The 14,691-nt window shown below is 46.9% G+C and carries 9 protein-coding genes; 6 read left to right on the top strand and 3 right to left on the bottom strand.

All coding sequences use genetic code 11. The features are described 5' to 3' along the window. Positions 1 to 268 precede the first annotated feature (268 nt). Both SGRA_RS08965 and SGRA_RS08960 read right to left on the bottom strand, forming a co-directional pair. Positions 269 to 610: a hypothetical protein gene (locus SGRA_RS08965; protein ID WP_015692336.1), complete on the bottom strand. Its 342-nt coding sequence runs from the start codon at positions 608 to 610 to the stop codon at positions 269 to 271. Positions 611 to 1,610: 1,000 nt separating this feature from the next. Beyond that, positions 1,611 to 4,640 carry a M1 family metallopeptidase gene (locus SGRA_RS08960; protein WP_015692334.1) on the bottom strand — a complete coding sequence of 1,010 codons (3,030 nt, stop codon included), beginning with the start codon at positions 4,638 to 4,640 and terminating at the stop codon, positions 1,611 to 1,613. Positions 4,641 to 4,735: 95 nt separating this feature from the next. Between SGRA_RS08960 and SGRA_RS08955 the strand changes: the two genes are divergently transcribed. Next, on the top strand, positions 4,736 to 5,497 hold the full coding sequence (locus SGRA_RS08955) for a hypothetical protein (protein WP_015692333.1): 762 nt from the start codon (positions 4,736 to 4,738) through the stop codon (positions 5,495 to 5,497). Positions 5,498 to 5,894: 397 nt separating this feature from the next. Here SGRA_RS08955 and SGRA_RS08950 read toward each other — a convergent pair whose 3' ends face one another. Continuing rightward, complete coding sequence (locus SGRA_RS08950) at positions 5,895 to 6,608, bottom strand: LOG family protein (RefSeq protein ID WP_015692332.1); 714 nt, start codon at positions 6,606 to 6,608, stop codon at positions 5,895 to 5,897. 201 nt (positions 6,609 to 6,809) lie between these two features. Between SGRA_RS08950 and pfkA the strand changes: the two genes are divergently transcribed. The 5 genes from pfkA to SGRA_RS08925 all read left to right on the top strand — a co-directional run bounded on the left by pfkA (position 6,810) and on the right by SGRA_RS08925 (position 14,680). Further along, on the top strand, positions 6,810 to 7,787 hold the full coding sequence (gene pfkA / locus SGRA_RS08945) for a 6-phosphofructokinase (protein WP_015692330.1): 978 nt from the start codon (positions 6,810 to 6,812) through the stop codon (positions 7,785 to 7,787). A 328-nt stretch (positions 7,788 to 8,115) separates the two neighbouring features. Then, complete coding sequence (der, locus tag SGRA_RS08940; RefSeq protein WP_015692329.1) at positions 8,116 to 9,417, top strand: ribosome biogenesis GTPase Der; 1,302 nt, start codon at positions 8,116 to 8,118, stop codon at positions 9,415 to 9,417. Between the two features lie 62 nt (positions 9,418 to 9,479). Then, a complete protein-coding gene (gene ruvC / locus SGRA_RS08935) occupies positions 9,480 to 10,037 on the top strand; it encodes a crossover junction endodeoxyribonuclease RuvC (RefSeq protein WP_050981196.1) in 558 nt (185 codons plus the stop codon). Then, positions 10,037 to 11,014 (top strand): lysylphosphatidylglycerol synthase domain-containing protein, encoded by a 978-nt coding sequence (locus tag SGRA_RS08930; RefSeq protein ID WP_015692327.1) that lies wholly within the window; start codon positions 10,037 to 10,039, stop codon positions 11,012 to 11,014. Before ruvC ends, SGRA_RS08930 begins: the two co-directional genes overlap by 1 nt. 249 nt (positions 11,015 to 11,263) lie before the next feature. Next, a complete protein-coding gene (locus SGRA_RS08925) occupies positions 11,264 to 14,680 on the top strand; it encodes a DUF4175 family protein (RefSeq protein WP_245538667.1) in 3,417 nt (1,138 codons plus the stop codon). Positions 14,681 to 14,691 lie beyond the last annotated feature (11 nt).

Here is a 14,691-nt window from a genome sequence, read left to right as displayed (position 1 = left end):
CCTTCGGCCACCCTTTCAGGCCCCTAGGCCGAATGGAAGTTCTGCGCTTCGGCCATCCTTTGGTAAAAATTTCAGGCTAGTCAAGGCATTTTTTAAAGGCATAGCCGTAGCTATGGCTGAGAAAAATAACGCAGAATAGCAAGAAATTAAAGCAAAGGATAGAAGTGGCAGAGCTTTCATTTGGCCTTTGCCTGCGGGCCTTCGGCCCTGCAAAACCGTAGAAAAAAGCGGCAGTTGATTTAATTGGCTGCCGCTTAGTGTACTACATCTATTCTGCCTCAAAAATATTGATGAGTCTATAGATTTCATCTCCAGTTCTCTCATCATAAACCAGTAGCTGGACTTCCTCGGGTTCTTCCCAATTTACCTCAGTCTTTAGATGAGCAATGAATTTATCAATCTCTAGAGATTTATAGGCACCTATTAAAATGAATTGGGACATATACTTAGATCCTCCATACCATGCAGCATCAAGATCAGGGTCATCTGGCGCCTCAATAGAGACTAGGTCTATATTGCGACCAGTATAAAGCTTAAAGACAGATATCTCTTTTTGTCTTTTTGCAAAATCTTCTAGAATAGAGAAGATTAAAATTACACTTGTATCCATTATTCTTTGATTTACTTATTCAGAGAGCTAGAAGGCTGCTCTTGGCGTATTAGTTCCCACTGTAGTGCTTTGTGCTTCTCCTTTTTGCTGCCTAGGGGCTTGTCCCTAGGCAATAATTGGCCAAATCCTAACAAGCTAACAGCCCAAATTTTATTCTAATACACAAAATCCTGAACAGTCCCGAACAGTCCCCTGAAATAAGGAAGAGGAGTACTGAACCCCCTCAGCAGGATTTAGTTAGGTCCTCTCTTGGGGTTGTATAGCTCCTCAAGAGGACTTGGGCAAGTCCTCGATTGGGCTAGGGGAGCTCCTTTAGAGGGCTTCTGTACATCCTCTTTTGGACTTACTTAAGTCCGCTACACTATAGGCCTAGTTCCTCTTTAGGACCTCTATAGGTCCTCCTTTGGAGTAGTTCAAGTCCTGCCGATGATTAGCCTAAGTCCTCTTCTTTAGGTAGAAGAATACTCCTGATGACTAGGAGGACTGATCTGGAGGATTAGAGATAGCCCTCAAGATAATATACAAAACCCCTATGGAGGGCTAAGGCTAGTCCTCCCGATGGGTACAGGCCCCCCTCTCGATGGGTAGGTATACCCCTCCTGATGGGTACAGGCCCCCCTCTTGATGGGTAGGTATACCCCTCCTGATGGGTACAGAAACCCCTCTTGATGGGTAGGTATACCCCTCCTGATGGGTACAGGAACCCCCTCTTGATGGGTAGGTAAACCCCTCCCGATGGGTACAGGAACCCCTCTTGATGGCTAGCTGTACCCCTCCACAACAGAAAAAGGCCCAAAACCTAAGTTTTGGACCTTTCCTTATGGGGTCCTACAGGCGGCGAAGCCGCCGCAAAGGAGCGAAGCGACTGGCCTAGCGATGCGGCGGGGTGGCCGTCAGGCCAGACCGAGTTTTTGAGCGCAGCGAAAAAACGAAGGGCCGAGCGAGCAGCGAGCCCCAAAGCGTAGCGCCGCAGCTTTGCTGCGGAGGCCCCAAAAAACACTTAAAATCCAATCAGTTCATCGGTTAGTTTTTCTCTGCTCCAGCTATTGAGGTTGATACTGATGCCGAAGCGAGCCCAAAAGTTATTTTTCTCCTTCATATAATTGCGGAGGCGTTCATTGGAGTAAAAAGAGTAGGAAATTTGGGCCAGTCCATCGCCAATATCGAGCAGCAGACCGAGATCGTAAAAGATGGCATCGGCGGGGCTGTCTAGTTGGAGAGAGGGGACGGTGTTTTCAAAATACCCCAGATCAAAATAGGGCTGTAGGCGAAAATAGGGCAGGCGGAAAGGCAGGCGAATGGGCAAATCGGCTCGGAGATTTATGGCCCCAATAAAGCTATTGCTGCGGCCATCGCTAATGGCTTGGGCGTTGGCAATGGGCAACTTAAAGCCCCCTTCTTTGATTAAAACCTGCTGTTCGGAAAAGCCCGATTGGACATTTCGGCCCCAAACATAGTTGTCATAATGGTAGTCATGGGCATTTCGGCTGAGTAAATGCAGCGGGTAAGCGCCAAAATCTCGATCGCTATGAAAGGGGAAGCCGCCAAAGAAAAAGCGGAGGCCGATCTTTTTGCCTAGGGCATAATACCAGTCTTTTTGTCCCTCTAGACTGAGTTTGAGATACTGTTCCTGGCCTTGATCGTATTGGGCAAACTCTAGGGCCAACTTATAATTTGCGGGGGCCAAAGGGTGGCGGTTTTCCCAGCGATAATAGAGGCGGTGGACCGATCTAAAGCTGCCCGTTTTGTCCAAATAGCTAATGTTATTCAGGCTGTCGCGCTCAAAGTTTTCCTCTTCTTCTCGAATCAATAGGTTTTCTAGGCCAATATATTGCCGCCTAAATTGGCGACCTGCCTTGGGACGCAGGGCCAGCTCCGCCGCCAAGCGCCAACGCTGATATTGTAATTTATAGTTGTAGCGTTCATTGCTAAAATAGCTGTAGCGCTTATAGCCCAAACTAATTTGGTAATCCTTGATTTTGCCCTTTTGCAAACCTTTCTGAAAGCTAAATTGACCCTGCCCCAAGAGCTGCTCGGAGCTCGTTCCAACCAAAGGATAAAGTTGATAGCGCCAATTTTTTGGAAAAATTGGATTGCTGTAAAGTCCCAAGCCTAGCAGCAAGCCATCATAGGCATTGTAGCCAATAATTGGGGCCACAGAAGGCGCTTGATCTGTAAAATCTGGGCTAGGGTAGAGTAGGTTAATGCGCTTCCGTTTGGAGCGAGCAAAATACTGCTGTTGGTTGGCTCTGTTGTAATCAGGCAAATAGGCAAAGGGGTCTATTTCTAGACTATGCGCATGGGCCAATTTGGGGATGCGGAAGCTTTCTCTTTCTCCCGCCGCCAAGGGGGGAAACTTAAAGGCCTGCAAGACTTGGCCCTCCTCATTCATATAGGCCAAAAAGATGGGGGGAGCGGCCTGCCCCTTATTCTGAATTTGGACCAATAGGCTATCGCTGCCCAAATTACTCAGTTTTTCTAGGGCCAAATCTACTCGCTTTTTATCTTGTAGTAGCTCCTGAAAACACCAGTCTAAATCTTGGCCGCTGCCCTGCTCAAACTCCTTTTGCAGTTCTTGGGGACCAAGATGTTTGAACTGCCATTTTTCATAAATCGCTTGCAGAATGCTATCCATTTTTGGCTGGCCCAAATGCTGTTCTAGATAAGAGAGGATGAGGCTGGGTTTGGCATAGGCGGCCAAATAATAATTAAAATTGCTCAGGCTATCAGAGGGCAGGGCGCTAGATTGCTCCTCATTGCGCTGGACTTGCAGCAGATAGGCCAAATAGGCTTGGCGCAAGGGCTGGCCGCCATATTCTTGCTGCATATAACGGCTCTCGATATAAGAATTAAAGCCTTCGTCTATCCAAGGATGTTTGCGCTCATTGCTGGCCAAAATGCCATACCACCAATTGTGGCCAATTTCATGGGCCAAAAGGAGGTCCAAATATTTTTTACTGCTAGTGGGGTTGATGATGGTAATCATGGGATATTCCATGCCGCCACCTGCGCCTAAGGGACCTTGGACCGCCGTAATTTGCGGATAGGGATATTCTCCCATGACTTTAGAATAATAGCGTGTCGATTTTTCCATAAAGTCGGGCGCCAACTGCCAGATATAAGCTTCTTCGGCCTCAAAAAAGGCCCAAAGGGGCAGCTTTCGGCCAGTGGCTAGGGTCATCTCTTTCTTCAGGACATAAAAGTCTTTGTTCAAAAAGAGGGCAAAGTCTTGTACGTTTTTAGCCCGATAGTGCAATTGCTTAAAGCTGCTATCTGAAGGAAGGCTAGGGGGAGGATCTACCGAAAGCCCAATCAGGTCCATTTTTGCGCAGGCTTTGGCCCAATCGGCCAGACGTTTTTGCTCGGCTGCTGTTTGTAGCTCGCCTGTGGCGGCCACCCAATAATTGGCGGGCAGCTCTATATATATATCGTAATCGCCAAACTCTCCATAAAACTCCCCTTGGTCCAAATAGGGCATAGGCTGCCAGCCCTCTGCATCATAAACCGCTACTTTGGGGTACCATTGACAAAGCTGATAATATTGTTTTTGATGGCCCAAACGAGAAAAACTAGCGGGTACTTTTAAGTAAAAAGGGCTTTCAATCAGCAAACTGTCGCCTGGGGCGAGGGGCGTGCTCAACTCCAGCCGCAGCATTTCTTGGCCGCCCAAAGGGAAGCTGCTGCTAAGGTTTTGGCCGGGGCTGCTAAAGTCCAGACTATCTATTCCCCCACGGGCCGAATCTGCCGCAAACTGAAAACTCAGGTCGCCATTTTCTGCCAATTGATGGGCAAAGGGACTGCCGTTGTTTCGGTAGGCATTGGGCCAAAGATGTATCCATATTTCAGTTAGACTATCTGCGGACTGGTTCTGATAGCGCATTTTCCAATGACCCGATAAACTATGCTGGGCCTCATTGAGCCGAAAGTGAATCTCATAACGGCTCTGCTGCTGAAAGTAGCCGCTGCTTTGCCCCCAAACAGACAGAAAGCAAGAACAGAAAAAGAGCAAAAGTGCTAGAATTGATTTCATATTAGGAAGTATGTTTTTTATTTAATTAGATTTTGTGAGGTTGATTTTTTTTAGATTTATATATTCTAATTTTTCAATCTAAACATTTGTCAATTATGAAGAATCTTATTTTTAATTTATTTAGTTTTTTTGTGACTTTCGCTTTATTGGCTTCCTGCCAACAAGCAGAGGTAGAAATGGCCCAAGAAACCCTAAAATCAGTAGATAGCTATCAAACGCTAGCGCAAGCTCAGCCCCTAGAAGAAGGAATTGAACTGCCCAAGGGCACCCAATGGAAATATACGGATGCTAGCCAAACTTCGGTAGAGTTTGTTTTGCCTCAAGGTTATAGCTTTTTGTTACAGGACAAAGAGACGAAGGCGGTAAGCTTGGCAGATGTCGCTATCCAGCCCAAAAAAGAACAGTCAAATCTAGAAATTTTGGGAGTGCTTTACACTGCTCAGGATGATATTAGTTATGAAACTGCGGCCAAGGCTTCCTTGTCTGCTGCGGGCATCGAGGCTTTTACCCAATTGCCAGAGCTACAAAAACTTATTCAAGAGCATTATGATTTTGTGTACGGTGGAGGCGATTTGCCTGATTTTCCCAAGGGAGAAGATTTAGTTCAATTATCAGAAGAGGATTACGTTTTAGCGCAAAGTTATTTTTATGGACAGGCCTTTCAGTTGCTGATCCCCTATAGCCCCGATTTTTCTGTTTTATTTCCTGATGTGAAGCTTGCTGCTCCTGGCGATGCTCCAAAATCTTGTAGCTGTACCTCAGGTGAAGGCAAGGGCTGTGCACTAAAGAAAGTGGGTAAGTTTGGTTATTACGCATATTACTGCACGGGCTGTACCACTTGTACCATGAACGATTAAGTTGTTTTTGGGCCTCCCGCCTGCGGCGGGCGCTACGTTTACTCCCGTTGGTCGTCGAACTGCGGACTAAAGTCCTTGTTGTCGCAGCTCGCTGAGTTTTTGGGGCCTCCGCCTCGCTTCGCTCGTCGGCGCTACGTTTCGCAGCTCGCTGTTCGCTCGGCCCTGCGGCGGCTTTGCCGCCTTGGTCTGGCCTGCGGCCACTGCTTCACATCGCTAGGCCAGGCGCTGCGCGCCTCTGCTGCCGCATCGCTTACTCCCTTCGGTCGTCGAACTACACCCTAAAGGGCTTGTTGTGGCCTGTACCCTCCAAAAAATAGGGGGGAGATTGTCTAGATTAAAAAGTTACGCCCCCGCTGCCAATGGCAGCGGGGGCGTTTTTATTGGTCCTCTGCTTTATTTAGTGCAGATTCAATTTAGGCTTGAGGTCTTCATGCGCATAAAACTCATTGATAATGCGGACCACCTCTTGGGGATCATCGGTAATGGGCATAAGATCCAAATCTTTGGGGCTTACATTATGCTCTTGTTCTAGCATCACGTTTTTGATCCAATCCTTTAGGCCGGTCCAGAACTCAGAACCAACCAAAATGATGGGAACAGGAGAGCTCTTTTGGGTTTGGACCAAAGTAAGGACCTCAAAGAGTTCGTCCATGGTACCAAAACCACCAGGAAGCACTACAAGGGCTTGCGCATACTTCACAAACATCACTTTGCGGATGAAGAAGTACTTGAAGTTAAAAATCTTGTCGTTGTCAATATAGTCATTATGGCCTTGCTCAAAAGGAAGGTCAATATTGAGTCCTACAGAAGGACCTCCTGCTTGCTTGGCGCCCAAGTTGGCCGCCTCCATAATACCGGGGCCACCACCTGTAATCACACCATAGCCCTCATTGACCATCAATTTGGCAATTTCGGTAGCTAGTTTATAGTAGCGGTTGTCGGGCTTGGTACGGGCCGAGCCAAAAATAGACACACAGGGACCAATATCATTGAGGCGCTCGTAGCCATCTACAAATTCTGCAATTACCTTGAACATGGTCCAAGAGTTTTCTGCCTTAATTTTAGACCACTGTCTGGGGTTGTTTTTAGAATGCTTTTCTTTTTCTGTCATAGTCAAAATATTTTAAGTTGGGCCCTGGGCACAAAAAAATGCCATCTTTTTAAAGAAAAAGAAGGGCCATCAATAATAGTCGTTCTGGCTTTTTGCGGGGCAAAAGCTCAGCAATTTATCAAAATAAAACTGAAAAAGGGAAGAGAAAACTGTATTTTAGGCGGCTTGACGGCCTTTTTTTGGACCAAAAAAACAAAAAGCATGAAAAAGATAGCTGTTTTTACATCAGGAGGCGATTCGCCTGGAATGAATGCTTGCATTCGCGCAGTGGTGCGGGCCGCTATTTATAATCAAGTAGAGGTGCTCGGTATCCGTAGAGGCTATGCGGGAATGATTTTAGGAGATTTTGTTCCCTTAGACCGAGAAGGGGTGCAGGGCATCATTAATAGAGGCGGGACCATTTTGGGCTCTGCCCGCTCTGCTGAATTCATGACGCCCGAAGGTCGCCAAAAAGCCTTTGAACAATTGCAAGCAGCTGGAGTAGATGGGGTTGTGGTCATTGGAGGCGATGGTTCTTTTAAGGGAGCTACGGTTTTTATGGAAGAACATCCCGAAATTCCTTTTGTGGGCATTCCGGGCACCATAGACAACGATCTATATGGAACAGATTATACCTTGGGCTATGATACGGCCATCAATACGGCCCTAGAAGCCATTGATAAAATCCGTGATACTGCCGAGGCCTACAACCGCTTATTTTTTGTAGAAGTTATGGGCCGAGATGCGGGCTTTATTGCCCTGCGTTCGGGAATTGCTGGCGGGGCCGAGGCCATTTTGGTCCCTGAAGTAGAAACAGACATCCCTTTGCTGATTCAGCAAATTGGGGAATACCATGAGAAGCACAAACACTCTTGTATTATTGTAGTGGCCGAAGGCGATGATGCTGGTGGCGCCTTTGAATTGGCCAAGCAAGTGCAAGATAAGGTCCCTTATGAAGAAAGCCGAGTGACGGTTTTGGGCCATATTCAGCGAGGAGGAACCCCTACTTGTGCCGACCGTGTGCTGGCCGCCCAAATGGGCATTGGCGCAGTAGAAGCCCTATTGGCCAATAAAAGAGGAATAATGATAGGGGTACAGCACAAACAAGTTGTAGAAGTCCCCTTTGAGCAATCTACCAAACACAATATCGAAATTAGCCCCAGCCTGAAAAAAGTAGCCCATATTCTTTCGGCTATTTAGGCCTAGCTATGGCAGCAGAGGCACGCAGCGCCTGGCCACAACAAGGACTTTAGTCCGCAGTTCGACGACCAAAGGGAGTAACCGATGCGACAGGGTGGCGCGCAGCGCCAGACCGAGCCAGCTTGCTGGCGAAGGGCCGAGCAGACCTGCGAGCCCTAAAGCGTAGCGCCCGCAGCTTGCTGCGGGAGGCCCCAAAAAGAAAAAAAGCTAAAAATAAGCGGGTCAATGAAATATGCTTATCTTTGTGGGCTGAATGCGAACTATACAGCAGTTGGTCTAGAAAACTTGGGCCGACAGACTTCAGACGAACTTAATTATTATAGAAGATATGGAAAATTTGGTAGCCATTGTAGGGCGGCCCAATGTAGGAAAATCGACCTTTTTTAACCGTATGTTGGGGATGCGTCAGGCAATTGTAGATGATGTGAGCGGCGTAACCCGTGACCGACAATATGGCTCGACAGAATGGAACGGCAAGCGGTTTCATTTGGTAGATACTGGCGGATTTATTGGCGATGGAGAAGATGTATTTGCTGCGGCGATCCGCAAGCAGGTGCGCATGGCCATTGAAGAGGCGCAGGTGGTAGTATTTATGGTAGATGTAGAAACGGGAATTACCGACCTGGATGCGCAGGTGGGCCGTTTGCTCAAAGAGATTAACAAACCCGTTTTGTTGGCCGTAAATAAAGTAGATAACAACGAACGCCAGCTCATGATTCATGAGTTTTGGGCCATGGGATTTGATAATCTTTATCCCATTAGCTCGACTTCTGGGAGTGGCACTGGCGACCTACTGGATGCTTTGACGGATATTATTCCGGGTATTCCCGAAGAAGATAACCGCCTTCCGCATATTGCGATTGTGGGCCGACCCAATGCGGGAAAGTCTTCTTTTGTCAATCTCCTTTTGGATGAAGAGCGCTCTATTGTTACCGATATTGCTGGAACTACCCGCGATAGCGTGCATGCGCATTACAATAAATTTGGACAAGAATTTATCTTGGTCGATACAGCCGGTTTGCGCCGTAAGCGTTCGGTAAAAGAGGACCTAGAGTTTTACTCGGTCTTGAGAGCCATCCGCTCTTTGGAATCTGCCGATATTTGTGTATTGATGCTTGATGCGAGCAAGGGAATTGAGGCCCAAGACCTTAATATTTTCCGCCTAGCCATCAAGAACAATAAAGGGATTGTCATCTTTGTCAATAAATGGGATTTGGTCGAGAAGAGCACCAACACCCTCAAAGAATATGAGGACCACATCCGCGAGCGCATTGCGCCCTTTAGCGATGTGCCCATCGTCTTTATCTCTGTTTTGGAGAAGCAGCGGGTGCTCAAAGCCATTGATGTGGCCATTGAGGTACATGAAAACCGCAGCAAACGGATCTCTACTTCTAAATTGAATACCTTTTTGGAAGAAACCTTGGCCGCTTATCATCCCCCCGCTTATCGGGGCCGCATGATCTCGATCAAGTATATGGTCCAATTGCCCACGGCTTATCCCTCTTTTGTATTTTTCTGTAACCACCCTAAGCATGTTTCAGAATCTTACAAAAAGTATTTGGAGAACAGCCTGCGGGCCCGCTTCGATTTTACCGGAGTACCGCTTAAGCTCTACTTTAGAGATAAGTAAATAGCAAATAGAAAAAGGCCAGTAGTTCGCACTATTGGCCTTTTTTGTTAATCAGAATCACTGTGCCAAAGAAAACAAAAATCATCTTGGGGGTAGACCCCGGCTCTATTTTGCTGGGCTATGCTTTCTTAAAAGCAACTGGCCAAAAGGTCGAGCTGCTGAGTATGGGCGTTTTGGATATGCGCAAGATGGAGAGCCAATCCCAAAAGATGAGTTTCATTTATAGCGAGCTAGATCGCCTGATTCAATATTATGAACCTTCTACAGGCGCTTTAGAAGACCCTTTTTATGGCAAAAATGCCCAGTCGATGCTCAAGTTAGGGCGGGCGCAGGGGGCGGTTATGGCCGTGATGGGCAATCATGGCCTAAGCGTAGCAGAATACAGCCCCAGAAGTATCAAAAAGGCCGTAACGGGCAAGGGCGCAGCCAGCAAAGAGCAAGTAGCGGCCATGTTGCCCCATCTGGTTAAAGGCGATTTTCATCACGATTTTTTAGATGCTACCGATGCCGTGGGCGTAGCCTATTGCCATTATTTGCAGGGCAGCTCGGCCAGCAAAGGCGGCAAACGCTATAAGGGCTGGGGGGATTTCCTCAATAATAATCCCAAACGTAAGGGCTGATGGGCAACCGCATCTTTGCATTGCTCAAACAGATTTGGGCCAATAAAGGACTGCGTTTTTTGTTGCAGCTTCTTTTGTTTGTCGCCCTTGCCTACTTGCTCAAGCAGCAGTGGCAGCGGGCGGCAGCAGAGCTGCCGCCCCTCTCTTGGCAACGCTTTCAGGCGGAGTTTTCTTTGGCCTATTTTTCTTTGGCCCTCTTGCTTTTGCCCCTCAACTGGGCCTTGGAGGCCCAAAAATGGCGGGCTTTGCTGGCGGCGCCTATGGCTTTTTCCAGGGCCATAAAAGCTATTTTTATGGGCCTGGCCCTAGGGGTGTTTACCCCCAACCGAATAGGCGAACATGCGGGCCGATTGCTCTATTTGCCCAAGGCGCTTCGAGCCCAAAGTTTGTCGTCTAGCGCCTTTGGTAGCTTGGCCCAATGGATCGTTTTGGTGGCGGCTGGCCTGCTGGCTTTGGCCTACCGAGAACTGGCCCAATTGCCGATTCCCGCTTGGTTTTTGGCCCAAAAGTATTGGCTGTATGGGGCTTTGCCTCCGCTTTTGCTGCTCTTGTTGGCGATCTATTTTTGGGGACCGCAGTGGTGTTCGCGCTGGACCTTTTTGCAAAAGTATGCCTTTCTAAAACTCAATTTGCCCAAACGCAATTTGAGCGCCGTTTTGGGCCTTTCGCTGCTCCGCTATGGCTGCTATATTCTCCAAAATGTGGCTTTGCTCTATGCGTTTGGCGCCCGCCCCCCTTTTTTATTGGCCGTTACGGCCGTGCAATTGGTCTTTTTGGCCCAAACGGCCCTGCCCATTCCCGCCTCGGTGGCTTTGTTGGCTCGGGCCTCGCTTTCGCTCTATTTTTTGGCCCCCATCGCCGCCGATCATATCCTTTGGGCCAGCTTCACGCTCTGGCTGATTAACATTTTTCTCCCTACTCTCATGGCTAGTCTAATAGGCTTTTTTCGCCTAAATGCTAAGGAAAAAAAGATCTAGCTGTTGTTTTTGGGGCCTCCGCTGCGGCTTCGCCTTGCGGCGCTACGCTTTGGGGCTCGCAGGTATGCTCGGCCCTGCGTCGCCTTCGGCTCCTTGGTCTGGCCTTCGGCCACCCCGCCGCATCGCTAGGCCGCTCCTCCCTTCGGTCGTCGAATTTTGGCCCCCAAAAGCCTATTCTCCTTGAAAAAGCCCGATTTAAAGTTTTCTAAAAGAGACAGCCCTTTTTAATAAAAATCGTATTATTATATAGTGTATGCCAATTCAGGAAACAATCTCATTATCAATCATATGAACCAATATCAGACGCTACTCCACAAACTAGATGCGTTTATTCGAAAATACTATCTCAATAACTTGATTCGAGGCAGCTTGCATAGCTTGGCCCTGATTTCCGTTATTTGGGTGACCTTTGTGCTTTTAGAGCATTATGTATTTACGTCTTCGGTCTCCTCTATGGCTTTCCGCAAAAGCTTGTTTTATAGCTTTTTGGCCTTGGCGGGCCTAGGACTTAGCTATTGGGTCATTTGGCCTTTACTACAATATTTCCGTTTGGGCAAGGTGATTTCTCATGAGAAAGCCGCCCAGATTGTGGGCCAGCACTTTAGCAATGTGCAAGACAAATTGCTCAATGTCTTACAGCTCAACCAACAGGCGAAGGCAGAAAATAGCGCTTTGTTGCTAGCCGCTATCAACCAAAAAACAGTAGAATTGGCCCCCGTGCCTTTCCAAAAGGCCATTGATTTGCGCAAAAACCGCAAGTATTTGCGTTTTGTGCTGCCCCCTTTGTTTATCTTCTTTGGGCTGTTGGTCTTTTCTAATATTGTGCAGAATAGTACGGGCCGCATCCTCTCTAATAATGAGGAGTTTGAGCGCCAAGCCCTCTTTGGTTTTGTTCCCCGCAATTTGGACCAAAAACTACTGCAATATGAAGACTTTGAACTTATCGTAGATATTGAAGAAAAAGGTGCTCTGCCCGCAGAGGTCTTTATTGAGGTGGATAATTATCAGTTTAAGATGGAGAAACTGAGCCCTACCCAATTTCGCTATATCTTCCCCAAGGTCCAAGAAGATCTTAATTTCCGCTTTCAAGCCAATGGCTTTAGCTCTAAGAGCTATAGCATGAACGTTTTGGAAAAACCCAATTTGCTGAATTTCCAAACCGCCCTAGATTTTCCAGCCTATACAGGCCGCAAAGATGAAACTCTAGATAATGTAGGCGACCTAGTGGTCCCCGCAGGCACCAAAGTAGAATGGTTATTTGCCGCCAACTTTACCGATGAATTAGCTGTTCGCTTTGCCGGAGAAGAACGCCAAGAAGCCGAACGCTCTGGCCGCCAAAACTTTAGTTTCAAACGCCAACTACAAGCCGATGGTAGTTATAAAATCTACCTCTCTAACGCTAAATTGCCTATGGGCGATTCGCTAAATTATAGCATTACAGTGATTCCTGATCTCTATCCCCAAATTGAGATGGAAAAGTTTGCCGATAGCACAGATAGCAAATTGATGTACTTTGCTGGCTCGGCCTCTGATGATTATGGCCTAAATAGCCTCGCCTTTCATTATACGATTGAGCGAGATGGAAAAATCTTGCGCCAAGAAGTAGACCCCCTGCCCATCCGCAGCAATAAGCAAACAACTTATCGCTATACCCTCAATTTGCGGAATATGGGCCTAGAACCCGGCGATAAACTTAGCTACTATTTCCAAGTTTGGGATAATGATGGCGTACAAGGGAGCAAGTCTTCTAAAACCAGCAGAATGGTTTACCAAATGGCTACCGTAGAAGAAATGAAGGCCCAAGAAGAAAAGAATGATGAAGCCATTAAATCTGATCTGGAAGAAGCCCTAGCCGAAATGGAAAAACTCAAAAGAGAAATCAAAAAGGCTAAGGAAAATGTGCTGCAGAAAAATGAGCTCAATTGGCAAGACCGCCGAGAAATTGAAAAGCTCATCCAACAGCAAAAAGAAACACAGGAGAAAATCCAAAATGCCGAGCAGAATTTCCAAGAAAATAAAGAGCAGCAAGAACAGTATCAAAAACCCGATGAAGAACTGCTCAAAAAACAGGAAATGATCGAAAAGCTTTTTGAAGAGGTCATGTCTGATGAGATGAAAGAACTCTTTGAAAAGATGGAGGAGATGCTAGACAAAATGGATAAGAAGGAGGTCCTTGAACAACTCGAAAATATGGAGATGAACGAGGAGGAAGTAAAAGACGAATTGGATCGCATGCTTAGCCTCTTCAAGAAAATGGAGCTGGAAAAAGAAATGATGGACGCCAAAGAAGAACTCGAAGAACTAGCCGAAGAACAAGAAGAATTGGCCGAGGAAACCGAGCAAAAAGATGGCGAGGAACAATCTGCTGAAGAGCAAAAAGAATTAGAAGAAAAACAAGAGGAAATCAACGAGAAGTTCGAAGAGATTCAGGACAAAATGGATAAGGCTAAAGAGAAAAACAAAGAACTCGATCAGCCCATGGAAATGGATAATGAAGATCTCAAAGAACAGAAAAAAGAGACCCAAGAAAATCTGCAAAATTCTTCTCAACAACTCAAAAAGAAGCAGAATAAACAGGCGGCCAAGTCGCAGAAAAATGCCGCCAAGAAGATGAAGGAAATGGCCAAAGAAATGGGCGAAATGATGGGTGAAGGCCAAATGAAACAAATGGAGCAAGATGTAAAAGCGATGCGCCAATTGCTAGAAAATTTAGTCGACCTCTCTTTTGACCAAGAAGCCCTAATCGATGAGGTGCAGGCCACCCTGCCCAATACGCCCAAATATGTCAAGCTGGTCCAAAAACAATATAAAATCAAAGATGATTTTAAACAGGTGGAGGATAGCTTGCAAGCCCTAGCCAAAAGAGTCTACCAACTCGAAAGCTTTATTACCGAAAAGGTCAATGATACCAAAAAGACCCTCAATAAAGGCATCGACTTGCTAGAGGAACGCCAAAAACGCCCCGCTATGGTCCAACAACAATATAGTATGACCTATATCAATGACCTGGCCCTAATGCTCAGCGAATCGATGAACCAAATGCAACAGCAAATGGCTAGCGAAATGGCCGGCGAACAAATGTGCGAAAAACCCGGCGCAAACGGTAAACCCGGTAGCCAAGGCCAAGGAAAGGGCCAAGACGGTAGCCAACCCAATATGGGCGGTATGAAGGAGATGCAGAAAGGCCTGCAAGAACAACTCAAAAAGCTAGAGCAAATGATGAAAAATGGCCAGTCGCCCTCTAGTAAACAGTTTGCAGAAATGGCCGCCAAACAAGCCGCTATCCGCAAAGCTATGGAGAAAATGAAACGCGAACTCCAACAAAAAGGCAAAGGCGGCGGAAAAGAACTGCAAGATATTATTGACCAAATGGATAAGGTGGAAACCGACCTGGTCAATAAACGCCTGCCCTCCGATATCAATAAACGCCAACAAGATATTCTCACTCGTATGCTCGAACATGAAAAGGCCCAAAGAGAAAGAGAATACGATGACCAAAGACGAGCCGAACGACCCAATGAAGATTTACCCAAAAATATGCCCCCCGCTATGGAGGAATACCTCAAGGAAAGAGAGGGGCAAGTGGAACTCTTCCGTACCGTTTCGCCTAACCTCAAGCCCTACTACAAGAAAAGAGTAGAAGGCTATTTTAGAGCCCTCCGATAAATGTAGTTAGT

The sequence above is a fragment of the Saprospira grandis str. Lewin genome (genome assembly GCF_000250635.1).
GTDB lineage: Bacteria > Bacteroidota > Bacteroidia > Chitinophagales > Saprospiraceae > Saprospira > Saprospira grandis.
The sequence above is the reverse complement of the archived record's forward strand: the minus strand, read 5'-3'. Positions and strand labels throughout refer to the sequence as shown.